The organism is Peribacillus sp. NPDC101481, assembly GCF_044767165.1.
Taxonomy (GTDB): Bacteria; Bacillota; Bacilli; order Bacillales; family DSM-1321; genus Peribacillus.
The window spans coordinates 320,950-346,848 of the sequence record NZ_JBIWNJ010000002.1 but is presented as its reverse complement, the minus strand read 5'-3'; the positions used below and the strand labels follow the sequence as shown (position 1 = coordinate 346,848).

25 protein-coding genes are annotated in these 25,899 nt (G+C 40.4%); 13 read left to right on the top strand and 12 right to left on the bottom strand.

The genetic code is table 11. From position 1 onward, the window contains the following. Positions 1–20: 20 nt before the first annotated feature. From ACIROD_RS11645 to ACIROD_RS11630, 4 genes are all read right to left on the bottom strand, one after another. Positions 21–863 (bottom strand): MurR/RpiR family transcriptional regulator, encoded by an 843-nt coding sequence (locus tag ACIROD_RS11645; protein ID WP_101224317.1) that lies wholly within the window; start codon positions 861–863, stop codon positions 21–23. A gap of 466 nt (positions 864–1,329) precedes the next feature. Continuing rightward, positions 1,330–2,211 (bottom strand): radical SAM/SPASM domain-containing protein, encoded by an 882-nt coding sequence (locus ACIROD_RS11640; RefSeq protein WP_101224318.1) that lies wholly within the window; start codon positions 2,209–2,211, stop codon positions 1,330–1,332. Positions 2,212–2,449: 238 nt separating this feature from the next. Then, the gene (locus ACIROD_RS11635; RefSeq protein WP_230177204.1) at positions 2,450–2,770 is read right to left on the bottom strand and encodes a DUF3889 domain-containing protein; all 321 of its coding nucleotides are present in this window, start codon (positions 2,768–2,770) and stop codon (positions 2,450–2,452) included. Positions 2,771–2,819: 49 nt separating this feature from the next. Continuing rightward, positions 2,820–3,788: a M14 family zinc carboxypeptidase gene (locus ACIROD_RS11630; RefSeq protein WP_402940915.1), complete on the bottom strand. Its 969-nt coding sequence runs from the start codon at positions 3,786–3,788 to the stop codon at positions 2,820–2,822. Positions 3,789–3,920: 132 nt separating this feature from the next. Between ACIROD_RS11630 and ACIROD_RS11625 the strand changes: the two genes are divergently transcribed. Beyond that, positions 3,921–4,163: a YhdB family protein gene (locus tag ACIROD_RS11625; RefSeq protein WP_048689737.1), complete on the top strand. Its 243-nt coding sequence runs from the start codon at positions 3,921–3,923 to the stop codon at positions 4,161–4,163. Positions 4,164–4,294: 131 nt separating this feature from the next. Here the strand turns inward: ACIROD_RS11625 and ACIROD_RS11620 are convergent, their stop codons facing one another. From ACIROD_RS11620 to ACIROD_RS11610, 3 genes are all read right to left on the bottom strand, one after another. Then, a complete protein-coding gene (locus ACIROD_RS11620) occupies positions 4,295–4,822 on the bottom strand; it encodes an NADPH-dependent FMN reductase (protein WP_101224321.1) in 528 nt (175 codons plus the stop codon). Between the two features lie 160 nt (positions 4,823–4,982). Next, entirely contained in the window at positions 4,983–6,713 is a 1,731-nt protein-coding gene (locus tag ACIROD_RS11615) for a phospho-sugar mutase (RefSeq protein ID WP_402940911.1), read from the bottom strand. Positions 6,714–6,863: 150 nt separating this feature from the next. Beyond that, the gene (locus tag ACIROD_RS11610) at positions 6,864–8,411 is read right to left on the bottom strand and encodes a carbon-nitrogen hydrolase family protein (RefSeq protein WP_137018058.1); all 1,548 of its coding nucleotides are present in this window, start codon (positions 8,409–8,411) and stop codon (positions 6,864–6,866) included. A 191-nt stretch (positions 8,412–8,602) separates the two neighbouring features. Between ACIROD_RS11610 and ACIROD_RS11605 the strand changes: the two genes are divergently transcribed. Both ACIROD_RS11605 and ACIROD_RS11600 read left to right on the top strand, forming a co-directional pair. Continuing rightward, on the top strand, positions 8,603–9,040 hold the full coding sequence (locus tag ACIROD_RS11605) for a disulfide oxidoreductase (RefSeq protein ID WP_101224324.1): 438 nt from the start codon (positions 8,603–8,605) through the stop codon (positions 9,038–9,040). After that, the gene (locus ACIROD_RS11600; RefSeq protein ID WP_048689755.1) at positions 9,040–9,510 is read left to right on the top strand and encodes a thioredoxin family protein; all 471 of its coding nucleotides are present in this window, start codon (positions 9,040–9,042) and stop codon (positions 9,508–9,510) included. The genes ACIROD_RS11605 and ACIROD_RS11600 overlap by 1 nt, the downstream gene beginning before the upstream one ends. 68 nt (positions 9,511–9,578) lie before the next feature. Here ACIROD_RS11600 and ACIROD_RS11595 read toward each other — a convergent pair whose 3' ends face one another. Beyond that, entirely contained in the window at positions 9,579–9,992 is a 414-nt protein-coding gene (locus ACIROD_RS11595; protein WP_048689759.1) for a DUF5365 family protein, read from the bottom strand. Between the two features lie 232 nt (positions 9,993–10,224). On the opposite strand from ACIROD_RS11595, the gene ACIROD_RS11590 reads away from it, so the two are divergent. Beyond that, positions 10,225–11,136, top strand: coding sequence for an RluA family pseudouridine synthase (locus ACIROD_RS11590; protein ID WP_402940904.1), 912 nt, complete (start codon positions 10,225–10,227; stop codon positions 11,134–11,136). 209 nt (positions 11,137–11,345) lie between these two features. Here the strand turns inward: ACIROD_RS11590 and ACIROD_RS11585 are convergent, their stop codons facing one another. Both ACIROD_RS11585 and ACIROD_RS11580 read right to left on the bottom strand, forming a co-directional pair. Beyond that, the gene (locus tag ACIROD_RS11585; RefSeq protein ID WP_170946860.1) at positions 11,346–11,600 is read right to left on the bottom strand and encodes a GlsB/YeaQ/YmgE family stress response membrane protein; all 255 of its coding nucleotides are present in this window, start codon (positions 11,598–11,600) and stop codon (positions 11,346–11,348) included. A gap of 471 nt (positions 11,601–12,071) precedes the next feature. Next, complete coding sequence (locus ACIROD_RS11580; protein ID WP_230177197.1) at positions 12,072–12,902, bottom strand: aldo/keto reductase; 831 nt, start codon at positions 12,900–12,902, stop codon at positions 12,072–12,074. A 383-nt stretch (positions 12,903–13,285) separates the two neighbouring features. Here ACIROD_RS11580 and ACIROD_RS11575 point away from each other — a divergent pair, with 383 nt between their 5' ends. The 6 genes from ACIROD_RS11575 (at position 13,286) to ald (ending at position 19,719) form a co-directional block, all read left to right on the top strand. Further along, positions 13,286–14,284, top strand: a complete 999-nt coding sequence (locus tag ACIROD_RS11575; protein ID WP_101224326.1) for an inorganic phosphate transporter — start codon at positions 13,286–13,288, stop codon at positions 14,282–14,284. A 238-nt stretch (positions 14,285–14,522) separates the two neighbouring features. Continuing rightward, positions 14,523–15,143 (top strand): DUF47 domain-containing protein, encoded by a 621-nt coding sequence (locus ACIROD_RS11570; protein ID WP_063235631.1) that lies wholly within the window; start codon positions 14,523–14,525, stop codon positions 15,141–15,143. A gap of 15 nt (positions 15,144–15,158) precedes the next feature. Then, positions 15,159–16,157, top strand: coding sequence for an inorganic phosphate transporter (locus ACIROD_RS11565; protein WP_101224327.1), 999 nt, complete (start codon positions 15,159–15,161; stop codon positions 16,155–16,157). A gap of 129 nt (positions 16,158–16,286) precedes the next feature. Then, complete coding sequence (locus ACIROD_RS11560; protein ID WP_402940899.1) at positions 16,287–17,543, top strand: PucR family transcriptional regulator; 1,257 nt, start codon at positions 16,287–16,289, stop codon at positions 17,541–17,543. A 49-nt stretch (positions 17,544–17,592) separates the two neighbouring features. After that, the gene (locus ACIROD_RS11555; RefSeq protein ID WP_402940896.1) at positions 17,593–18,414 is read left to right on the top strand and encodes an EcsC family protein; all 822 of its coding nucleotides are present in this window, start codon (positions 17,593–17,595) and stop codon (positions 18,412–18,414) included. A 171-nt stretch (positions 18,415–18,585) separates the two neighbouring features. Then, positions 18,586–19,719 carry an alanine dehydrogenase gene (gene ald, locus ACIROD_RS11550; protein WP_053533925.1) on the top strand — a complete coding sequence of 378 codons (1,134 nt, stop codon included), beginning with the start codon at positions 18,586–18,588 and terminating at the stop codon, positions 19,717–19,719. Between the two features lie 261 nt (positions 19,720–19,980). Here the strand turns inward: ald and ACIROD_RS11545 are convergent, their stop codons facing one another. After that, positions 19,981–21,348, bottom strand: coding sequence for an FAD-binding oxidoreductase (locus ACIROD_RS11545; protein ID WP_402940893.1), 1,368 nt, complete (start codon positions 21,346–21,348; stop codon positions 19,981–19,983). A gap of 84 nt (positions 21,349–21,432) precedes the next feature. Beyond that, the gene (gene proC / locus ACIROD_RS11540) at positions 21,433–22,239 is read right to left on the bottom strand and encodes a pyrroline-5-carboxylate reductase (protein WP_402940890.1); all 807 of its coding nucleotides are present in this window, start codon (positions 22,237–22,239) and stop codon (positions 21,433–21,435) included. 284 nt (positions 22,240–22,523) lie between these two features. Here proC and ACIROD_RS11535 point away from each other — a divergent pair, with 284 nt between their 5' ends. The 3 genes from ACIROD_RS11535 to ACIROD_RS11525 all read left to right on the top strand — a co-directional run bounded on the left by ACIROD_RS11535 (position 22,524) and on the right by ACIROD_RS11525 (position 25,895). Continuing rightward, the gene (locus ACIROD_RS11535) at positions 22,524–24,089 is read left to right on the top strand and encodes an MDR family MFS transporter (protein ID WP_402940887.1); all 1,566 of its coding nucleotides are present in this window, start codon (positions 22,524–22,526) and stop codon (positions 24,087–24,089) included. A gap of 102 nt (positions 24,090–24,191) precedes the next feature. Further along, positions 24,192–24,824, top strand: coding sequence for a DNA-3-methyladenine glycosylase (locus tag ACIROD_RS11530; RefSeq protein ID WP_101224332.1), 633 nt, complete (start codon positions 24,192–24,194; stop codon positions 24,822–24,824). 192 nt (positions 24,825–25,016) lie between these two features. Further along, on the top strand, positions 25,017–25,895 hold the full coding sequence (locus ACIROD_RS11525; protein ID WP_241591564.1) for a permease: 879 nt from the start codon (positions 25,017–25,019) through the stop codon (positions 25,893–25,895). Positions 25,896–25,899 lie beyond the last annotated feature (4 nt).

The window sequence follows — 25,899 nt, the reverse complement described above, 5'->3', positions numbered from 1 at the left end:
AAACTGGTGGAAGTTTTACCTTAAAAGAAATAATCGTCTTGATTAAACGCATCATATATAGCTTTTCTTTCTTTGAAACCCTGTTCGTCCTTAATCGATACACCAGCTACTAAACTATTCAATAATGAGAATAAAACCGGTGCGGTATCGATCGTGGAAGTCCTTGGTGTTGAAATGGGCAGTAAAATGTCAGTGTATTCAGCAATCGGAGCCAGTTCGGAATCCGTAACCCCAATTACAAATGCACCCGCTTTTTTGGCCATTTCCGTTATTTTCACAGTCTCTTTAACATAGCGGTGAAATGAAATGGCCACAAAAACGGAATTTTCAGTCATTTTATTCAACAGTAAAAATATATCATCAGTATCAGGGCGATATAAATGAACCTCTTCCCTAACAAGCCTAAGCGTAAAGGTTAACCAATGTGCTGCCGAAAATGATAAACGGTGTCCGGATATTAAAACATTGTCAGCTGCCGCCAATTTATCGACTGTTTTGGAGAAATCTTCATTTGATAAATTTTTCATTGTCTTTTCGATGCTGATGATATCCTGCCCCATCACCTGAGCCATGAAGTTTGGCTGACTCGCGGCTTCAAGTTTTGAAGAATGATATTCATTCAAACTGCTGCTCTCGTATATCAACTGATTGCGAATAAGCTTTTGAAGCTCAGCATATCCACTTAACCCTAATGAATAGCAAAAGCGGATGATGGTCGTTTCACTCACCCCAATATCCTTTCCGAGCTTTTGAGCTGAAGTGACTGCAAATGTATGTGAATGCACCAACAAGTATTTTGCTACCTTTTTTTGACCAGTAGATAAACCAGGGAATACTTCTTTAACTTTTTGCTGTAAATCCATAAAACATCCCCTCTGAAACAAGATATGAATCCAAAACTTTTTATATGACAATATGAAGTTTTCGCTTCAACAATAATAGAGAGTATTTTATCACAGGACTTTTAATAAAACAATAATATTCTGAATTTTTAATAAAAAAGAAGAAAATGCTTCAAGCACAAAAAACCACGGAGATGGACTCCGTGGTTTCAGTTTGGCGGCAAAATGGGGTTCAGAGTCCGAATAGTGAGGTGAACTTAAACGGCCGAATACAGTGCGGGGTAGGTCGAATACTGTGCCTCAACGGTCGAATACGGTGTGGTTTAGGTCGATAAACTGCGTCAACGGCCCAAGACAGTCGGCGGAAAGGGAGCGGATTTCTGAAATCAACTGAACATTTTAAAATAAAAAACTGTAGGCAAACTGAGTTTTCATCGAGTTTGTCTACAGTCTGAAACCACGAAATGTACCGGTGGTTTTCCTTCATTTATTTTTTATGACGCTTTGCATAGCCACATCGTTTGCATAATTCTTCAACTGCACATCTTCTTGAAAAACCATCATACATATTTTTCGCCCGTTCGCCATTTAAAATGTCTTCAAGTGATGTTTCAAATATATTTCCCAGCGGTATTTTGCCTTCACTATCCAAGCAACAAGGTACGACTGTACCATCCACCAAGATGCCTAATTGATCTCTAAGGGCATAGCAGAAAATATTTTCATCGATAATGTCACGGTCCAATTCCGGCCACTCGAATTTTTCGGCCATGTTTATATAAACCCTGTCCCTCAACTTTATATTATTCTTTTGCTGAAGAGCTTCACTTAAGCGAATATCCAATGAAAGCTTCTCCTCCAGCATGCTCAGAATATCATCGTTCAGGCCATTACTCGCTTTTAATTCATCCGTATCCATATTCCATAAACGAATGGCACAAATCACTTCGCTTTTTTCATTTGCTTCATTAATAAAATCGGCAATATTACTGACATAAGAGTCAAGACTATTGCTCGTATCGTTTGCCTCAAAGCTATGAAGTGAAATATTCACCTGCCGAAGGGCTTTTTTGGAGAGCAGCTTGTCTTTGACCTTTTGAATCAAGGTACCGTTCGTTGTAATATTAACCTTCAGGTCATTTTCAGCACTGATATCCAGGAATGTACCCAAATTTTTATTTAAAAACGGTTCACCCATCAGATGAAAATAAATATGATCGGTGTGTGGTTTGATTTTCTTGATAACATCCGTAAACCCTTCAGGATCCATGAATTTCAGGGTCCTTTGCAGACTGGAGCTTGGACAAAAATTACACTTCAAATTACATATATTCGTAATTTCCACATAAACTTTCTTAAACTTTCTCATTTTCTAATACCCCTACAATCAAGCTTATTCTTTCATTCTGATACTAACTATACTTGTTAGCTGCTCCTAAATGCAATGAAAACTTCATGGAAGCTGAACGGCTGCCATCATTCCCCACTGGCAGCTAATCCGATATCCACCATTTCCCGAACAACCTTTAAACAAAATCAGAAAAAAACATCTTCTCGAGGTGAAGATGTCTGTAATGCATCCCTTAAGTTTTCCGGTTGTTCCGATCTCACTTTCCTTTTTGTTCCGTGACCTTCAAACTAAGTAATTTTTCATTTTTCAAATCATGTTGTACAGTCACGATGACATTAAACTTCTGACCTTTATTCTCGACCAAAAATCTGAAATCGTCTTCGACTAAATTTTTCGCTACTGTTTTTCTGCCCTTATATTCGTAATCGGTAATCTCAACTTCAGGATAATCTGCCTGAACTATTGTAATCGCAATCTTTCCGTATTTTTCGTAATCGGGTTTTTGGGCTTGTGCTGAAATGGCCCCTGCTTGCATAATCAAAAAAATCCCCATTAGCATCACGATGACTTTTTTCAAAATCTTTTCCTCCTCATACTTTCCGGTTAGTATTATTATGTAAAATTGTTCAGTTGTTATGCAGCTGCTTTGCTTCTTTTACAAGCATGATTCCAACTAATCGATTCCTCTCCCACTCCTCAGGAAACACAGTCAATGGCGGATTGGTTTCATCCACTAAATAACTAAGTTCAATCGTCATTCCCGGGCGGCGGAATTCAGTTATGAACCAATCCGTATATCCGCTTCCTACCGCTTCTTTGTCCGGAAAGGTCAGTTCATATCCAGTCAATTCGGCAGCCTTTTTCGCAATGCCATAATCCCTTGCCATATTTTTCCGTTTATTATTGTAATGCCAAAAGATTTCCCTTCCTGAGGTATGATAGGAAACGGCAATAAGGGGATCGATCTTTTTCGTGAAATCCGTAAGCGCTATAGCTTCAGCTGCTTCAAGTGGTTGTCGGCCCTTATAAAATTGATACGTCGGTTTTGTTTCATGACTCATGACTTCTTTCCATCCAGCCGGATACTGCCTATTTAAATCAATGCCATTAGCGTTGGCTTTCCACCGGGACCAATTCCTGCTATATCGATTCATTTTCCATACCGCAGCCTTCTCAAGAACATTTAAGTTGGATAAATCTCCTTGCTGGATGCTGACGCCATCTGGATTCAGCATCGGGATGAACCAGATGCTCACCTCATCCAATGATTCCGTCAAATATTCCCCAACAGGTTTGCCCGCTCGATATGCGGCTGCATATTCTTCAAGCATGCGCATTAAAAGTTTGGAGCTGAGCCATTCCCGACCATGATGTGATCCCACCAGCAAAATCGATCTTTTTCCTTTTCCTAACCTAACTGCCTTTATATTTTTTCCCTTTTCAGTTTGTCCGATAATTTGAACGTCCAATTCATACTGCTTTTGGATTCCTTGCAGATCCATTTCCATCTGTTCAGGGGAATACACTTTTGCCGCCAGCGATGGTTCAGGAAAAAAAAGAAGCACCAGTATTCCAATTACCATTATTTTTCTCATGTACTCACCTTTTATTTTTATTCAGGTAAAAAGCAACAACCGCGTTCCAAATACATCGCCACTTATTGTAAGGAAATGTTCTGTCATATCTGAACAAAATACAAATAGCTCCTTAATAAGGGGGAGAAGAACATGAGGATTGCTGATTATGATCAGGCATTGTTTCACACGCACCGTTCTGATTGGGACAGCTTGTTAGTATTGATGGTTCGAACGAAAGATCACTTTCTTTCAAAAAAAATAGAACATTTTCTGCACGCTTACAGGTTTGAGCATGATTATCAAATCGTTCAATCCCAGCTGTATGCACTGCTTCGTTATCTGGATCATGCAGCAGAAAAAACAAGTGATTATTTAAGTGAACTTCCAAGCTAAAATCAACTATAGTTTTTGCAAAACGGGAAAAATTATACAAGAGGATCGATTTTCGGGGATATAACTTTGGCTGGTGAAACCCTATAAAAACAAGGAAGGGTCAGGTATGTAAATACCTGACCCTCATTTCATCATTTTTTGATTGTAGCATATGCCGTTGCATACATTTTAAGCTCTTCAATCATACCTTCTACAAGTACTGCAGATTCTTCAAATAAACCATCATTTTCGTAATCGAAGCAATGCGGATCCAGAACCAATTGTTTGGCGATCACATTTGCATAAAGGCTTCGACCCACTGTCCTCATGGAATTCAAGGCATTGATCCCGCCTTTTCCTCCGCCGGAAACAGCCAATAGAGCGACTGGTTTATGCGTGAATTGTTCGCTGCTTAGAAAATCCAAGGCATTTTTCAAGGCTCCGCTCATGGAACCATGATACTCCGGAGTTGTCAGAATTACGCCATCTGCTTCCTCGATGCTTTTCCGAAGTCCTTGAATAACTTCCAGTTGATATTGTTCACCTTCACCTGAATATAAAGGGATTTCGCTATTGCTTAAATCAATAAGTTCCGCTCCGTATTTCTTGGATATGTAGCGTGAGGCAATCCCCGTACGCCCTTGTTTACGTGGTGAACCATTAATGATTACTAATTTCATGAATTAAACCTCCATTATTCCCTGATGTTTTCCGAGATCAGTCGCCAATACAGTATACCAAAACCGCAACGGAATTTCCTAGAATTTTGATTTTTCATGCAACTAAAAATCAAAAAAAAACGAAAGACCTGAAGAAGTCTTTCGTTTAGCTTTCATAAATTTAAACCAATGCTTCAATCTTGCTCATGAAATCTTCCATGACTCCCGATAACTTGGACTCAGCTTCTTGCATTGATTTACCTTGGACACCGAAATAGAATTTAATTTTCGGTTCAGTGCCTGAAGGACGCAGGCAAACCCATGTACCATCCTCAAGGAAATACTTCAATACATTTGATTTCGGAAGCTCGATCAATTCTTCATCATTTGAAAGTAATGTACGCTTCTTGCTGCTTTGGTAATCTTCTTCAACGACTACCGGAATGCCAGCTATTCGGGAAGGAGGATTTTGACGGAATTGATTCAATATTCCTTGAATCTGTTTCGCTCCCTCAATGCCCTTCAAAGTCAATGAACGCAAACCTTCCAAGTAAAAGCCGTACTTTTCAAACACATTCAGCAACCCTTCATATAAGGTCAATCCCTGCTTTTTATAATGGGCACAGACCTCGACAGCAAGCACCGCAGCTTGAATGGCATCCTTATCACGTGCAAAGTCTTTAATCAGATAACCGTAGCTTTCTTCATATCCGAACAAAAAGCTGCTTTCCCCGCTTTCATGGTACTGATTTATTTTCTCGGCAATGAACTTAAATCCGGTAAGTACATCAACCGTCTTCAAGCCATATGACTCGGCAATCGTACGCCCGATTTCTGAAGTGACGATCGTTTTTAAGATGACTCCATTTTGAGGAATCTTCCCTTTTTCTTTTTTCTGGGAGAGTAAATAATCCAGGAAAAGGGCACCTGTTTGATTACCAGTCAGGACAACATATTGGCCCATCTCGTCTCTCACGGCAATTCCAAGCCGGTCGGCATCCGGGTCCGTTGCTATCAATAGATCCGCTTCCACCTTGTTACCAAGCTCGATGGCCATTTCAAATGCAGCAGGTTCCTCCGGGTTTGGAGACTGAACTGTCGAAAAATCCGGATCTGGCAATTCCTGCTCCTTAACGATATGCAAATTTTGATAACCTAAGCTTTGCAGTGCCCGCCTGACGGATTTATTTGCCGTTCCATGAAGCGGCGTAAAGACGATTGACACATCTATTTCCTCGGCAAGCTGCGGGTTCTCTGGAACTGTAAGCAACGCGCGATTATACGCTGCATCCACTTCCTCCCCAACCATTTCGATGAGGCCCTGCAGTTTAAGGACTTCAGCTTCTTCAACCTGAATTTCAAGCTCGTTTTCAATGGCATTCACGTAGCTGATCACTTGATCCGCCGCATCCGGTGGCAATTGTGCCCCATCTGACCCATAAACCTTGTAACCATTATATTCAGGCGGATTGTGGCTTGCCGTGATGACGATGCCAGCAAAAGCATTCAGCTCGCGAACCGCAAATGACAATTCTGGAGTTGGACGCAATTCATCGAATAAATAAGCTTTCACCCCAAATGTTGCCAAGGTCTTAGCTGCTTCCAGTGCAAATTCCGGGGACTTATGTCTTGAATCATAAGCGATCACAGCCCCTCTTCCTTTCGCTTCTTCCCCAAACGAAGAGATATACTGAGCCAACCCAACCGTTGCCTTCCTTACCGTATAAACATTCATCCGGTTCGTTCCCGCTCCGATTTCCCCGCGCATTCCGCCTGTTCCAAACTCTAAATTTTTATAAAAGGCATCTTCGAGTTGTGCTTCATCCCGCTGCATTTCCTCAAGGAGGACACGTAATTCCCCATTTAAATTCTGGTACCCTGCCCAAGTGGTGTATAAAGATTTCCAATCCATCTCCAACATCTCCTCCCAAACGCCTCATATTTGTAATTATTATGTATCTACCTTACATATACAAAATTATCACATTTATTCCAATAAATGAAGCTCGTAATGAAAAGAACCGAATCCAGCATTCTTCACATCACGAGCTCGTTTACCTCTTTATTTTTGGCCATCTTTGTAATGCAGATGGTAAATATCATGGCGGCGATCTTTCAATTGCTTTACAGTACCAGACTGACGCTCCCGCCTTAAGATTTCCAAATCGACATCGCCAATCAGGACCATCTCAAGGTTCGGGCTGGTTTCCCCGACTATGCCGTCACGCGCAAATTCGAAATCCGATGGAGAGAAGATTCCCGATTGGGCATATTGGATATCCATATTTTCCGTTTGCGGAAGATTTCCGACCGTTCCGGAAATGACAGTATAGATTTGGTTTTCGACTGCACGGGCCTGGGCACAATAACGAACTCGCAGATAGCCTTGCCTGTCTTCTGTACAAAATGGAGTGAATATGATTTTGGCTCCCATGTCGGTAGCAATCCGGGCGAGTTCCGGAAACTCAATATCATAACAAATTTGTATCGCAATTTTTCCACAATCCGTATCAAAGACACGAACGCGGTCACCTGCGTTAATACCCCACCATTTTCTTTCATTCGGTGTGATATGAATTTTATATTGCTTTTCAATCGTCCCATCGCGACGGAATAAATAAGCGATATTATAGATATTGTCATCATCTTCTTTAACGAAGTGGGAACCGCCGATGATATTGACGTTATACCTTACAGCTAAAGTGGTAAACAATTCAATGTATTGCTCCGTGAAATCCGACAGTTTCCGGACAGCCAAGCTTGGTGATCTTTCATTCAAGAAAGACATCAGCTGGGTGGTGAACAATTCCGGGAACACGGCGAAATCCGCATTAGCATCCGAAGCAACATCGGTGAAATATTCGACTTGGTTAGCGAAATCTTCGAATGAATCGATTTTACGCAGCATGTATTGCACGACGCAGATACGTACCGGCTCTGATGTTTTATAATAACGTTTTGTTTTCGGCTGATAATCGACGTTATTCCACTCCATGAGAGTAGCATACTTATTCGATTGCAGATCATCAGGCAAGTAATTCGGATTGATCCTCATAAGCGTGAACCCATTTAAAAGCTGGAATGAAAGAACCGGATCATATATTTTATGCAATTGCACTTCTTTCACATATTCCCTTGGTAATAGTTCTTCCGCATGTTTATGGTAATTGGGGATCCTTCCCCCGATAATGATGCTTTTTAAATTCAAATGGGCAACAAGCTCTTTCCTTGAATCATATAATCTTTGGCCAATTTTCATCCTGCGGAATTCAGGATGGACCATGACCTCGATTCCATATAAATTATAACCGTCTGGATTATGATTCGTGATGTACCCATTATCGGTTACATCATCCCATGTATGGCGGTCATCATATTCGTCAAAATTAATAATGAGACTGGAACATGAGCCAATCACTTTTCCATCATATTCAGCCACAAACTGTCCTTCTGGAAAAATCGCCAGATGGCTCTCAAGCTGATCTCGCTTCCAGGGAACCATTCCAGGAAAGCAACTCGACTGCAAAGCAATTATTTCATCTATGTCTCCTAGCCTCATATTACGTATTTCCATTATTTTTTCATATTTATGCAGGTCCAAATTGGGCATTTTTCCTCAGACTCCTTTAATCTCTTCCATAAGAATTATACCCCTTATTCAAAAATTAAAACAACTGAACCTACCCATGGATTACAAATAAAAACATTCTGAATGTCCGTTAAAAGAATATATATTTTACATACGCGGTCCTTACATACTATACTTTTCATGAGAGTAAAAAGAGATGGGGAAGAGGAACCATGAACAATACAAAACGCAGTGTGGAAAACTTATTATTTGTAGCCTGGGCTGCTTCCATCATTGCTATGTTTGGAAGCTTATATTTTTCTGAAATCAAGCAATATGAACCTTGTGTCCTCTGTTGGTATCAGCGGATCATCATGTATCCCTTTACGATCATTTTAGGAATTGCAATCATTCGAAAAGATTATTGGATCAGCTTTTATACGATGATATTATCCGCTATCGGTGCATTCATTTCCACTTACCATTACTTGATACAAAAGGTTTCATTCTTTTCTGACCACACCCTTGCATGTGGAAGGGTTCCATGTACAGGTCAATATATAAACGTATTTGGTTTCATCACCATCCCGTTCCTAGCCTTGACTGCATTCATCATTATTTTCATATGCAGTTACATCATATGGACAAGATCCAAGGAGGTTGCAGCTTAATGAAGAAAATGGCTATATTTTTAGTGATAATCGTCGCGATATTTGTCCTGCTGGGCGTTTTTACAAACTTGAAAAAAGAAGAAAAATCAAAAGGAAATCCATACGGTAAGGATAAGCTTAAACCCGCTACTGTCGATCAGCTGGATGACCCCAATTATCAAAACTTGATCCTGCCGGAAGAATTGGAGCAGGACCTCCAGGATAATGAAGATGTGACCGTTTACTTCTATAGTCCTGAGTGCCCGCATTGTCAAAAAACCACGCCAATCGTGGCTCCTTTGGCAGAAAAGCTGGGAATCGATCTAGTTCAATACAATCTTTTGGAGTTTGAACAAGGATGGAGCGATTATGGCATCAAAAGCACACCGACCATCGTTCACTATAATAATGGCAAAGAACAAGAACGGATCGTTGGCTATAATGATGAGGAAACGTTCGAGAAATGGTTCAAGGACCACGATATTAATTAAGGATGGAAAAAATGAGCCGGCCCTAACGGAAATGCTTCTCCCGTTATAGCCGGCTCATTTTTTTTGCCTTATACTAAATATTGATTCGCCACCTGGATGTCCATCATCTGCATCTCATTATTCGCTTCATGGTTTATACTTGAAAAATGGTCATAATAAAAGGGGAAGAATATTCCGCATTCATTCAATAGAGTGATGTTATGTTGGAACAATTCTTCAGATTCAGATTCCATAAAATCTTCTCTCTTTTGTTTGTCTAATATCGACATAAGGACTTGAAGACATGTCATTACTTGAAATGCGTCTCTTAATGTTGCCAAGTAAGTAACAGAACTTTGATTGGGCTTTAAAACGCCAATCTCGCGAAAATGAAGGATTTCACTTTCCGTAAAGTATTTGGGAAATACAGATTCGTAGAAACGAGAAACGAGACTCGCTATTTCTTGCTCTTGTTCTTCCGTTGAAGAAAAGACCGTCTTCACTAAAAAAACCACCTTTTTTCAGATCCGTTAGACCTATCTATTATATGTATATTCTAGGACAAGCGATTTCTTTCTCACTAGAATAACATAAATATTGTAAAAAATATGTGGTAATTTCCACCACGGGAATTTCATCAATAGGTCCAAGGTTACTTTTTCATGACTAATTCTTAATTATTATATATTTTTTTCATTTAATCAAAACCAAAGCAGTCGAAAGTAGGGGTTTTTATTGGAAAATTTCAGAATAACTAACCAACATTTAATAATTGATGTTCTCCAAAGTTGGAATGGATTAACAATTGAAAAGCTTTTTAGGGAGCGTTGGCAGGCCCCAAAAAAATTAGTGCATGAATGGAGAATGAGTAAAGAAGTTACAGTGAACGGGAATTCCGTCGCATGGTCAGCTATCCTTAATGAAGGAGATTCGATCAGCATCCCCTTATTGGATCACGCTGAAAATGAAACAGTACAAGCGGCAGACTTAGGAATTTCCATCTTATATGAAGATGATGTGTTGTTGATAGCCAATAAACCGGCTGGAATGGATACCCATCCTTCTCAGCCCAGTGAAGCACACTCCCTCCTCAATGGTGTCGCGCACCATCTTCAAAAAACCGGCCAGACCTGTATGATCAAGCATATTCATAGGCTTGATAAAGATACTACCGGTGCCGTCCTTTTTGCCAAAAACCGCCTTATTGGGTCCATGCTGGACAGAATGTTGGAAGAAAGGGAAATCAAGCGGACTTACCTAGCTTTAGTCGAAGGAAACATTAAAAAGAATGAAGGAGAAATCAAAGAAAAAATTGGCCGCGACCGCCACCATGCGACGAGAAGAAGGGTTTCCCCTACAGGCCAGACAGCAGTCACCCACTATCGGGTGCTCAACCGAGATCCCAAGAAAAACTTGACGCTCGTCAGCTGCACCTTGGAAAGCGGCCGAACCCATCAAATCAGGGTGCATTTCAGTCATTTAAACCACCCATTGGCCGGAGATACCTTATATGGCGGAAAAAGGACATTTCCACGTCAAGCCCTTCATGCAAGGAAAATTGAATTCATCCATCCCATATCAGAAGAAAAAATGATCGTTGAAGCTCCTTTCATTGATGAACCTGATATATTCGATATCACCATTTAAACAAAAAAACACCGTTCCATTTCGGACGGTGTTCTTATTTCTTCATTAATATTATCCGAATTGTCGCTCATATTCTTTCACGGACGGATCTTCTGCATGTTGGGTCGAATTTTTCCGCTATACGGCCGAAATATACGCATGTCGGGACGAAATCCGTTCATTTTGGCATAAAAAATAGCTGGCCACTTGGGCCAGCTTTATTTTTTTATTTATGAAGCTTTTCTCATGCCTTTTAAGATAAGGCTTAAGATGAAGACAAATACGATTGCACCAATCAATGCTGGAATTATAGCGAAATCTGCTACTGAAGGTCCCCAGTTCCCAAGAATTAATGAACCTAACCATGCACCAACAAAACCAGCGATAATGTTACCGATAATTCCAAATGGTACGTCACGTCCAACGATCATACCTGCTAACCAACCAATGATACCTCCGATAATTAATGACCATAAAAATCCCATAATATATTTCCTCCTTCAAATTAGTTATTTTTTCATTTCTGCAGCAGACTCCAAGAAATCAAATCACTTCCATTTTGTCATGCTTTTTTCAGTTATTTTAACTTTTACATTCAAATGGTATGATGCCGATTAGCACGATATCTAATGAATGTGAATGCTTTAGTTATTGGGTAGAGTTAGCTAGCTATAGCCCTTGAGTAACTGATTGGACAATCCTCATGTTAGTGATTTTTTTCTTTTTGTTTGCCGCTGTACTCATTATTTTCCCCGTTTAAATAATCTAAAACCTAATTTTTTTTAAAAATATTTGGCAACGAAAACAGGATTATCAGACATATTAAACGGGTATACCATAGGCTTAAACTTTGTCACATTGTTAGTATAAGCAGTAACCGTCTCAAATATGTTCATAAAGGAAAAAGAAAAAGGATGCCCCAATTTCGGGACACCCTTCTATATTTTCAGCATGCTTTAGAACAAAAGTTCATCGGGATTGCTGCCGAACCGTTCATTTTTGTTCAAGGCATCTATTTGATTCATTTCATTCAAGCTTAATGAAAAGTCAAATACATGTGCATTTTCCTCAATGCGGGACGGCGTAATCGATTTAGGTATTACAACTAGATCATGTTGCAGATGCCATCTAATCAACACTTGCGCTGAACTTTTCCCATGCTTCTTCGCTATATGATTAATTGTCGGCTCTTCCAATAGGTTTCCTCTTCCTAGCGGGCTCCAAGATTCTACCTTTATTTCATGTTTTGCACAGTAATCACGAATTTCGACTTGAGTCAAAAGTGGATGCAATTCAATTTGATTGACGACCGGCTTCACTTCACTGTTTGCAAGTAAATTTTCCAAATGATGAACATGGAAATTACTTACACCGATTGATTTCACCTTTCCATCCTTATAAAGCTTTTCCAAAGCCCTCCAGGTTTCCAGATATTTATCTTTTCCCGGCCAGTGGATCAAGTATAAATCCAAGTATTCCAAGCCAAGGCGATTTAAACTATCATCAAATGCCTGGAGCGTCGTTTCGTATCCTTGCTCTGTATTCCACACTTTAGATGTTATGAACAATTCTTCACGGGGCACGCCGCATTCACGAATCGCCTGACCAACACCTTCTTCATTTTCATAAATGGCAGCCGTATCGATCGCACGATATCCAACTTCGATGGCTTTCTTGACAGACTCAACCGTTTCATTGCCATTTTTCACTTTAAATACACCAAAACCCAACTGTGGCATTTTAACTCCATTATGTAAGGTGATCGTTTCCCCAATATTTGAAATCATTCCATCATTCCCCCTTACTTTTATTTACCAATTATACATCCCTCCACCTTCTATTTCTAACCATAAGCCTCGGGATTTACAGAGTTCTTAAACGAAAACGCACCCATTTATATATAAAAGGAAACATTTTATCTTTTTAATCATTCACTAAGATAAATATTTTGTAAAAAAATGACGAAACATCTATCCTTATAGATATGAAATTCGTTACAATTGAATAGTTCGACTTAAAACTAAGTAAAAAAGAAGGTGTCAGCTTTTATAGAATAATCAAACGTAAAACTCCCATCCTAAATATTGAGGAGTTGCAAACTGTTTTGCGCCCATTCATTAGCCAAAATCCATATACACTTTACACTTGAAATCAAGGGAGTCCTCCATGTATGAATAGCATACTCATCTTAACAGTGCTAATTATTATTTTTGCTTTGGTCTTTGACTTTATCAATGGTTTCCATGATACGGCTAACGCCATCGCAACAGCAGTATCAACCAAGGCGCTTAAACCACGTCATGCAATCATCATGGCTGCGGTCATGAATTTATTAGGAGCACTTACCTTTACTGGTGTTGCGCATACCATTACGAAGGATATCGTGGATCCTTTCACATTGAACAATGGTTCTTATGTAATCCTTGCTGCACTAATTTCGGCCATAATATGGAATTTAATCACCTGGTATTTTGGAATTCCAAGCAGTTCCTCCCATGCGATCATTGGTTCAATAGCAGGAGCTGCCATCGTGGCCAGTGGATTCGATGCGATTAAATGGAGTGGATTCACTAAAATTGTACAAGCATTGATTCTATCTCCCATCCTTGCCTTTACGCTTGGATTCATTGTATACAGTATTTTCAAGGTAGTATTCAAAAATAATAATTTAGGAAAAACTAATAAGCGATTCAGGAGAATACAAATTCTCACGGCGGCCATCCAGTCTTATACACATGGAACGAATGATGCTCAAAAATCCATGGGTATCATCACGATGGCTTTGATCGCTAACGGATATGCCTCTACCTCTGAAGTTCCATTCTGGGTACAATTATCATGTGCCATTGCCATGGCGCTTGGTACATCTATCGGAGGTTGGAAGATCATCAAAACCGTTGGCGGTAAAATCATGAAAATCCGTCCGGTTAATGGCGTTGCTGCAGATATGACTGGTGCAGCGATCATTTTCGGTGCAACCTTCCTGCATATGCCTGTCAGCACGACTCATGTCATTTCTTCTTCAATACTAGGGGTCGGTTCTGCACACCGCATCAAAGGGGTAAAATGGGGAACCGCTAAAAACATGTTGGTCACTTGGTTCATTACATTACCAATTTCCGCTTCCTTATCTGGAATCATTTACTATTTGATTGCTTTATTTTTATAGAAACTTTTGCCTTTCCATATCGGAAAGGCTTTTTTTTTTACAAATACCCCCTTATAATTGCAGGTTTTTCCCTTTTTTTAATTTTCCTTGTTTTTTTATGTAAAGTTTTATTAAGATTTTGTAAATTTTCGTCGAAAAACCTTCCCGGATACTACATGAATTCGTTACAATCAATTTGTTAATACTAAGCGTACGACTAAAGTGCGTAAATTTGCATGACTAATTGGGAGGCTTTAACATGGCTTTTAAATCAAAAAAAGACAAATTCGCTGTAATGCTTTTTAACATCGCTCAAAACCTTAAAGAAGGTGCTGACTATTTCGCGGATTATAAACTCAAAAATATCTCCGATCTAAAAGTATTTTCAGATACGATGAAAGACTATGAGCATAAAGGCGATTCAATGGTTCATAATGTGATCAAAGAGCTGAACAATGCTTTCATCACTCCTATCGAACGGGAGGATATCCTTGAATTAACCATGAGAATGGATGATGTCATAGACGGTTTGGAACACTGTGCGGCATTATTCGAAATGTACTCAATTGTCAATGCAGATGAGTATATGCTTAAATTTGTGGATGCAATCAAACAGTGTACGTATGAGATTGAAAATGCTGTCGATACACTATCCACTAAAAAATTACCAATGATTCGTGAAAATGCAATCAAAATTAAAGATCTTGAATCAGTTTGTGACGGAATCCAACGTCAATCAATCAAAAACTTGTTTACAGTTGAAAAAGATCCAATCAGGATCATTCAATATAAAGAAATTTACGAAAGCCTTGAAGAGATCGCCGATCACTGTCAAGCGGTGGCCAATACACTTGAAACAATCATAATGAAAAACGCCTAAGGAGTACCCCAATAAATGGATACTTTATTAATTTTAACAATATTAATCGTTTTCTTTGCTTTAGCATTTGACTTCATCAATGGTTTTCATGATACAGCCAATGCAATAGCTACTGCTGTTTCAACAAAGGCCATGAAGCCTAGGCATGCCATCATCATGGCAGCAATCATGAATTTCGTCGGAGCTATGACATTTACTGGAGTGGCGAAGACCATAACGAAGGATATCGTGGATCCGTTCACGCTTCCGAATGGTTCATATGTAATTCTGGCTGCTCTGCTTGCCGCTATCATATGGAATCTTCTTACCTGGTATTACGGAATACCAAGCAGTTCCTCCCATGCATTGATTGGTTCGATTGCAGGTGCAGCCATTGCTGCAGCAGGCTTCGCCGGCATTAAATGGGAAGGGTTCATGAAAATTCTTCAAGCTTTGATCTTCTCCCCGCTAATTGCTTTTGCAATCGGGTTTATCGTATACAGCATTTTTAAAGTAGTCTTTAAAAACAATAACCTGACAAAAACAAACCAAAAATTCCGGACTATACAGATTGCTACTGCGGCACTTCAATCGTATACACACGGAACGAACGACGCTCAAAAAGCGATGGGTATCATCACGATGGCCCTTATTGCAAATGGTTATGCATCAAGTACCGATATCCCCTTCTGGGTTCAATTCTCATGTGCACTGGCAATGGGACTTGGAACTTCCGTCGGCGGATGGAAAATCATTAAAACCGTTGGCGGCAAAATCATGAAAATCCGTCCGGTCAATGGTGTTGCAGCGGATTTAACCGGCGCTTTCATTATTTTTGGCGCGACTGTAATACACATGCCCGTCAGTACAACCCATGTTATTTCGTCTTCAATCCTTGGTGTTGGATCTGCGCATCGTGTCAAGGGCGTAAAATGGGGAACGGCAAAGAGAATGATCATCACTTGGTTCATTACCATTCCCATCTCGGCAACATTAGCTGGTTTGTTTTATCTTTTAATTAACTTCCTATTCTAAAATAAAATCCCTACCGGTAACCATAGGTAGGGATTTTTTGTATTAACAAAGGATTTATCTATGCTTATTAATAGAAAATCGTTTAAAATTCAAGGAGAAGGAATTTTTTTAGCGAGGGGCAAAATAATAATGAAGGAATTCGAAAAAAATAGAGATATTTTTAAAGACCTTTATGGAGATATGATGGAGTTTGCCGATAGAATCAGTTCTGTTTTAGGTTGCCCCATTACAATCGAGGACGGTAACCATCGCTTACTTGCTTATAGCACACACGATGATACTACGGATCAGGCTCGTATCATGACCATAATCGGAAGACGTGTCCCTGAGAAGGTCATCAACAGTTTATGGAAAGATGGCTTCATACCCGCGTTATTGAAAGAAGATGCCCCCATTAAAATCGGGGCCATCAATGATGTCGGGCTCGGTAACAGGGTTGCGGTTTCCATCCGGAAAAATAATGAAGTACTTGGTTTCATTTGGGCTTTGGAAGTAAATGAACCTTTCTCCGAAGAAGATATGAAATTTCTGCAATTCGCTGCCAAGGAAGCGAAGAACCAGTTACAGCAATTGCAATTGAAAAAGAAAAGGAAAGAAGCCGGTCATCAAGAGTTTCTTTGGCGCATGTTGACCGGGCATTATCAAGAAGAATCGGAAATAATTGAAAATTATCAGAAATTCTCCATCCATGTTCCAGTTGTTTTTTCCATATTGGTATTTGAATTCCCTAAAGAAATCAATCGCGAAGTGGAGCGCTATATTTCATACATGTTAACGACCACTCAAAAGATAAACAGTTCATTATTTGCCATTGACCATAACAAACTCATTCTTTTCGCGGGAGCCAACCAGGAAAACAGCCCTTCTTTCACTTCATCCATTTATGAGTTCATTCCTTTTTTCATTCTGGAGATGAAACGGCGTTTCGGTGTTGAGCATATCCTTGGAACGGCTGGCAATATGTATAAAAACTTAATGGACGTAAAATCAAGTTACGAAGAAGCTCAATACACCCTAAAAATGAAGAATATATTCCCTGATGACATGAAACTCATTTTACATTATGAAGAACTTGGCATGTTTCAAATGATTGAATCACTCGCAAGCAACAAACAGCGTCGTGTTCACCCTTCCATCCTTAAACTAAAAGCATACGACATGAAAAACCAGACGGAATTGCTGCAAACACTAACTGTCTATCTAGAGAAAGACTGCAACCCAAACGAAGCTTCAAGAAACCTTCATATCCATGTGAATACATTGAATTACCGATTAAAAAGGATCTCGGAAGTGGGAAATATCCGGTTAAAAGACCCGATTCAAAAAATGTCCCTCTTTCTTAACATTAAACTTAATCAATATAATGAATTCTTCAAGAAAAATTAATGATATATTCCCTGATATGGAATACTAGAGGTGTGGAAAGGTTGATCTTATGAAACTTGAAACAAAAGAAGAACTTGAAAAAGAATTAGCAATCATAGATAAATGGGAGAAGGATCAGAAAGGACTATGGTTTTGGGAACGTATTGGGCGGATCCCTTTCAAGCTATTGGATAAGTTGACACCGGATTTCATTCAGAAAAAATTGGGTGTCATGCTTGATGAAATCGGCAGCTACATTCAGAATGGCGGAAAATATTTAACGAAAGAAGCTCATATTCTAAATCAGCTGCAAGCCAAGAATCCCGAGTTGAATATTACTGCCCTGGAAGATGTTTCAAGCATCCCCCTCCATATCATGGATAGCGTGAGTCAGGATATTAAAAATTCAGGGAGCAAATTGGCAACGGTTCAAGGTGCCACTACCGGGATTGGCGGAATCTTCACCTTGGCAATTGACATCCCCCTTCTTCTCGGCATGTCGATCAAAACCCTTCAGGATATCGCCATCACATATGGCTTCAATCCTAGGGACCGCCAAGAACGTATATTCATCGTCAAATGCCTGCAATTCACAACATCGGATGTAGTCGGCAAAAAGGCTATATTAAATGAATTGTCGAAAATGACCCAGACTGATTCCCAATCAAAAAGGGAAATAGCCTCAGAACTGCAAGGATGGCGAGAAGTAGTTTATACATACCGTGATCAGTTTGGCTGGAAAAAGCTTTTGCAAATGGTTCCTGTTGCCGGAATAATATTCGGCGCCCTTACAAATCGTTCCATGATTGCCGACATAGCCGATACGGGAATCATGCTTTATAAGAAAAGAAGGATTCTAGAGCGCATTCAAGAACCAATTGTAAAGAATTGAATTCAGCTTTAAATAGGTTTTGATCCTGGCAAGTCCATGTTTTTTGAAACTGCGTTTGTGGAATTCCACAAATACACCTTTTTCATTTTTCTGATTTCCACATACTAACTGTTTCTTTTTCCAACTATACTTGTGATACAAATAGTAAAACATATTATTGGAGGGATTAAGATGAGAATAGGAATTCCAAAAGAGATTAAGAACAATGAAAATCGTGTAGCTATCACTCCAGCTGGGGTCGTAGCATTAGTCAATGCAGGACATGAAGTATTAATCGAAATGAACGCAGGTCTAGGAAGCAGTTTTACAAATGAAGCATATCAAGAAGCTGGAGCTGTTATAGTCGAGGACGCTGCTAGCGTTTGGGCAAGCACAGAAATGATCATGAAAGTAAAAGAACCTATCTCATCTGAATATAAATATTTCCGAAAAGATTTAATCCTTTTCACATATTTACATCTTGCGGCAGAACCGGCACTAGCTCAGGCCCTAAAAGAAAGCGGTGTCTTGGCCATTGCTTATGAAACGGTTGCAGTAAACCGCACACTTCCTTTATTGACACCAATGAGTGAAGTTGCAGGACGCATGGCTGCACAAATCGGTGCTCAGTTCCTTGAAAAAAATAACGGCGGTAAAGGAATACTCTTAAGCGGAGTTCCTGGAGTTAAACGCGGTAAAGTCGCTGTTATCGGCGGAGGCATGGTTGGAACGAATGCTGCTAAAATCGCTATTGGATTAGGCGCAGATGTTACCATTCTTGACTTAAGCCCGGACCGCCTTCGTCAACTTGATGATATTTTCGGAAATGAACTGACTACACTCATCTCCAACCCTTATAATATTGCAGAAGCAGTCAAAGATGCCGATTTGGTTATCGGTGCTGTATTGATTCCAGGTGCTAAAGCTCCTAAGCTCGTTACTGAAGAAATGGTTAAATCGATGTCTCCAGGTTCAGTCATTGTCGATGTTGCAATCGACCAAGGCGGTATCTTTGAAACGGTCGACCACATAACAACACATGATAACCCTACTTATGTTAAACATGGAGTAGTGCATTATGCAGTGGCGAATATGCCAGGAGCAGTGCCTCAAACTTCTACAGTTGCTTTAACTAACGTAACTGTACCATTTGCACTTCAAATTGCAAACAAAGGTGCCATCAAAGCAATCCTTGAAAATGATGCCCTTGCAAAAGGCGTCAATGTGGCGAACGGTGAAATCACATTCGAAGCAGTTGCCACAGACCTTGGCTACAACTACGTAAGTGTTGAAAACGCCTTAAACCCAAATAACATTAACGCTTAATAAAAAATAAGACTCCAGAATCATGTCTGGAGTCTTATTTTTTTTGGACGAGAATCTCGATGAAGCTGTATGTCTTCATACGAATCCGGCCTTTAGGTCGAATTATTTGGGGTTAGGTCCGATTTTCTGCTCGAGATCGGTCGAATTATCCAGAGTTAGATTGAATTATCTGCTATGACGGACTATTTTTCCGGAAAGGCCACTACTCTGCCCTTTTCCCAGTTAATGTTATTACTGATCTATCAAAATAGAATATTCCTCTTAATCTATGAAGATCTTCCCGGGATTCATTATTCCTTTCGGATCCAATGCCTGTTTGATCGTTTTCATCACTTCGTAAGCTCCTCCATGCTCCCTTCGCTGATACTTCGATTTTCCAAGGCCCACTCCATGTTCACCCGTACATGTACCGCCTCTGGTTAATGCATATTCGACGATTTCTTCATTTAACCTCTTCGCTTCTTTAACTTCTTCAGGATTTTTCAGATCGATCATGAACAATACGTGATAATTCCCGTCACCTACATGACCTACAATCGCCCCCTCCACTTTGGATTGTTCGACTTTCTTCCTTGTATCCAGTATGGCATTCGATAATTCATGAAGGGGCACACTAACGTCGGTCACCATCAGCTTCTTCCCCGGTGCGCTGTGAATGAATGCGTACGCGAGATTATGGCGCGCTTCCCATAAGGCATTCCGTGCTTTTGAATCGGTTTCAAACTGGATATCCCCACAGCCAAAATCACTTACGATTTCCTTGGCAAATTTGACGTCCTGTTCCAGTCCGGCAAAGTTCCCATGAAACTCGAGGAATAAAGTTGGTTTGACTTCATAGGATTTGTCCATGAATTGATTAACTTTTTTTATGGACTCGGCATCAACCAATTCAATTCGTGCAATCGGAATACCAGCAAGCATGATCCCATTAACCGCAGATACTGCCTGTTCGACGGTTGGAAATGATGCTCTCCCTGCCATTGTGACTTCAGGAATGCCATACACCTTTAATGTCAGTTCAGTAAATACACCTAGAGTACCTTCAGAGCCAACAAACAAGCCATTCAAATGGATGCCTGAAGATGATTTTGTCGCTAAGCTTCCGGAGTGAATCACTTCACCGTTTGCTAAAACTATTTCCAAATCCCTTACTTGATCGCGCATTATCCCATATTTGACCGAGGTCGTCCCACTTGCATTCGTAGCTGCCATCCCTCCCAATGTAGCATCGGCACCAGGGTCGACGGAAAAGAACAAACCGTATTTTTTTAATTCTTTATTGAGCTGCGTCCTAGTCACACCTGGTTGCACCTTCACAAGGAAGTCATTTTCCCTGACTTCCAATACTCGATTCATCAAGGACAGATCCAGGGAAATTCCCCCTTTGACTGGAACGACATGCCCCTCCAAACTTGATCCTAATCCAAAAGGAATGACCGGTATTTCATGCTCATTCGCATAACGCATGACTGAACTTACTTCCGCAGTATCCCTTGGATATATGACCATATCCGGAAGGTGCGGAGTATGATATGATTCATCATGGCTGTGCTGCTCCAATAATGTTTCATTCACCGTTACTTGTTCTTCCGTCAGAATCTTCCTTAATTCTTCTATATAACCATTCATTATGCATCCTCCTCTTCTTTTCACAAAACATTCTGAAAATGGAAAACGGACAAGATTGCCCTCAAAAAGGCAATCCATCTTTCTTCATTTACTTAAACCTTTCGTTTTATCCGTGCAGGCCTTCATTGCTTGCAGAATGCTGGATCTTAGCTGATTTTCTTCTAGAGACGCTACCGCAGCTATCGTTGAACCGCCCGGCGTGCAGACATCATCCTTTAAAGCAGCAGGATGTCTTTCCGTTTCCAGTACCATTTTAGCAGCTCCCATTACAGCTTGTGCTGCCATTCGGTATGCTTGTTTTCGTGGAATGCCGTCACGGACCCCTCCATCAGCCAGCGCCTCGATGAACATATATACATAAGCAGGCGACGAACCGCTGATGGCAGGTACTGCGTCCATCAAATCTTCATGCAGGATTTCCGTTTTACCGAAACTATTCAGCAGTGCAGTCACATCCTCTATATCAGCATCGGTAATTTGATCATTAATGCTCATGGCAGTCATGCCTTCACCGACAAGCGAAGGAGTGTTTGGCATCGTCCGGACAACCTTCACTTTTTTTCCGATGCTGTTCTCAACTAGTGATACAGTGATGCCTGCTGCCATAGTAATGATCACAGCGTCTTCTTTAACATGATTCTTCACTTCTTCTAGCACTTGCTTATGCATGGCAGGTTGGATTCCTAGAAAGAGAAAATCAGCAAAACCGGCAACCTCTTTATTATCCAAAGTACCTTTAACCTTATATTTCGTGGTGATTTTAGTTTTGGTCTCCACACTCGCAGTACTGACCATGATCCCTTCAGGTGAAATGACCTCTGCAAGCAGCATGCCCTCAAGCATCGCCTCACCCATTTTGCCGCATCCAATAAATCCTATTTTTTTATTCATATCTTACACTTCCAATCATAAGTTCATCTATATTCCTTCTTATTATATCGGATATGATAAATGGAAACACGTTGGAGACATTAATAAGGAAGGATTTGGTGGTTTCTGGTCGAATTACTTTAGTGATATGGATGTATCCTTAAATCCACCTTTACGCAATATAGTCATGCAATTGAATTTTTTAGCAAAAAAAATGTTGACTAAATGGTCATTAGAGATTTATAATTTTGACCTATTAGTCAAAAAACGAATAAGGAATACAGTTATAGGAATGGAGAAATGCTATGCAAATGGAAAAAAAAGCGGTCAATACCAAGCTTGTCTTAACAGGATTGATCATTGGAATGTTTTTCAGTTCATTGGAACAGACGATCGTCGGTACGGCCATGCCGACAATTATCGGGGAATTGAATGGATTTACCATCTTTGCATGGGTAACGACTGCCTATTTAATAGCCTCAACGACTGTTGTACCCATTGTTGGAAAGCTATCTGATTTATATGGCAGACGTTCCCTTTATCTGCTTGGCACGATCATATTTACGATCGGTTCGTTTTTATGTGCCACAGCCACTTCGATGGAGCAATTGATCATCTACAGGGGCCTGCAGGGAATCGGCGGCGGGATGATCATGCCTTTATCCCAAACGATAATCGGTGATATATTCTCTGCGGAACAAAGAGCCAAATGGCAGGGTGTATTCGGAGCCCTTTTTGGTTTAAGTTCTGTCATCGGCCCTTTTCTGGGCGGCCTGATCGTTGACCATATCAGCTGGCATTGGATCTTTTTGATCAATGTACCGACGGGCTTACTATCTGCCATTTTGATTTATGTAGGATTGAAACATGAAGCGATAAGGAAAACAGAGAAAGTGAATATCGATTATCTAGGGATTTTCACCTTGATTCCTGGTATTGTCCTGTTACTGCTTGGCTTGACCTTCGGTGGTGATAAATTCGAATGGTTATCATTAGAATCTTTCTTGATTTTCGGCAGCACCATTGTCTTCATTGCACTATTCATCTTTTTTGAAAGAAGAGCGGTCGAACCGATCCTTGATTTATCCCTTTTTAAAAATAGAGTTTTTACCACCACGAATATTTTGGGATTCTTGCTTGGCCTTGGCATGTTCGGGGCAATCATGTTTGTCCCGCTGTTCATGCAAGGCGTATTGGGAGTTTCACCAACAAAAGCAGGGTCGACCATGACTCCGATGATGATCGGTATGATTCTTTCCAGCATCATTGGCGGGCGGTTACTTTTGAAATTCCGTTTTCGTACCGTGCTTACCTTTGGAATGGTCTTTGCGACGCTTGGCTTTTTCCTAATGAGCATGATGGACGGCAGTACGACTATATTCACTGCGTACTCATTCATGGCCATCCTTGGGATAGGCATGGGTCTTGTCATGCCGACATTGATGATTGCCGTTCAAAACGAATTTCCAAAATCGCAGCTCGGGTCGGTTACAGCGGCTTCGACATTCTTCCGATCAATAGGAGGAACGATGGGCATCACGATTTTGAATGCTGTCATGAATCACAATCTCCAGCAAAATATGGATGATGCGGTCGTAAGTCAAAAGGACCCTATATTGCATGAGGCACTGAAAGCATTAGCAGATAAAACGGATGCGTTATTCAACATCATGCTTTATCCTGAAAACCTTAAAATGCCCGCAGAAGTCAGCACTGTCCTTGTAAAAACGATTGAAAATGCTTGGATCGATGCATTCTCCAGTGTTTTCATCACCGGTATCTTTTTTGTTTCCGCAGGGATATTAGTGGCACTTTCCGTGGGTTCGGGCCGAATCAAAAAAGATCAAGAAACGGAGAAGGAATTAGGCTAAAAAAAGGTCGGCTGATATAATCAGCCGGTCTTTTTTTCCCTTCATGTTTCTTTTTCATTGATAAGGGAATTTTACCTGTATGAGACTAAATGGAGTGATATCATGAACAAGATATACGATTCAATTTTACCTGCGGATTTTTATCAGCAGCCTACCCTTGAACTGGCAAAATCCCTTCTTGGCTGCCTGATTATAAAAGAAACAGCGGATGGAACCGCTTCTGGATTCATTGTTGAAACAGAGGCCTATATTGGACCTGGAGACAGGGCCGCACATAGCTTTGGAAATAGAAGGACAAAACGGACGGAAGTGATGTTCGGAAATTCAGGTTTGATCTATACATACGTCATGCACACACATACACTGGTCAATGTCGTAAGCGGAGGGCCTGAAAATCCGGAAGCCATTTTAATCCGTGCGGTTGAACCCTATTCGGGGCTCGAGTTAATGCATGAAAGACGAGGAATTGCCGATATTCGTAAATGGACCGATGGACCAGGGAAGCTAACAAAGGCACTGGGCATCACCATGGATGATTATGGTCGATCTTTTACGGATCCCCCGCTATATCTAGCTGTCGGAAAACAGCCTGAACACATATCCAGCGGCCCCCGCGTCGGAATCGACAACTCCGGGGTAGCAAAAGATTACCCTTGGCGTTTTTGGGTTACCGACAATCAGTTTGTATCGCGTAAAAACCTAATTAATAAAGCTGTACCGAAAAATAAACCATGATTTTATCCCCTCTATGTTGAATAGTGTAAATCCTTTGGATGTTACACAACTTTGAGGGGAGTTTACTTTATTCAATTTTCTTAATCCCCCTCCCTATTTAACTTCCAGCCTATTACCCCAGTAATATTAAATTGACTTCCTTCCATTACAAACCTACTATAGTTAAGTCAGCAATATGGAAGGTGGTTTATGATGAACGTTCAGGCACTTTTACAAATGAATACGATTTTTATTAGTATCCTAATTGAGTCCCTTCCCTTCATTTTACTGGGAGTCCTTATATCTGGAATCATCCAAATGTTTGTGTCAGAAGAGATGATTGCAAAGATTATACCGAAAAATCCGATTTTATCTGTTCTATCGGCAATAGGTGCAGGGGTCTTTTTTCTTGCTTGCGAGTGCGGAATCGTCCCGATTACCCGCCGTTTGATTGCTAAAGGGGTTCCTCTTTCAGCGGCCATCGCCTTTATGCTTTCGGCACCTATTCTCAATCCGATCGTCCTGTTTTCAACTTATATCGCGTTTGGAAATAGCTGGAGCATGGTTTTCTATCGTGGCGGAATTGCATTCGCGGTCGTTCTTATCATTGCATGCATCTTGTCTTTTCAATTCAAGACAAATCAGCTTAAACACGAACATATCGAACATATCCACCACCATAAACTTACATTTAAAGGAAAAATAACGGGTATGTTTAAACACTCGATTGAAGAGTTCTTTTCTGTTGGTAAATACTTAATCATTGGTGCACTGCTGGCAGCTGCCATTCAAACCTTTTTGAAAACATCCCTATTGCTTGAAATAGGGCAAGGAAAACTATCCGGGAATGCAGTCATGATGGCTTTGTCCTATGTCATGTCCTTGTGTTCCCAAGCGGACGCCTTTGTTGCAAGTTCTTTTAGAAGTACCTTCTCGCCCTCTTCACTAGTTGCTTTTCTTGTATTTGGGGCCATGTTTGATATTAAAAATACAATCATGCTTTTAGGTACCTTCAAAACAAAATTCGTTTTATGTTTGATGGCCTATATATTTATTTCCGTCTTAGGCCTAACTTTATTGTTTATTTCTTAAAGAG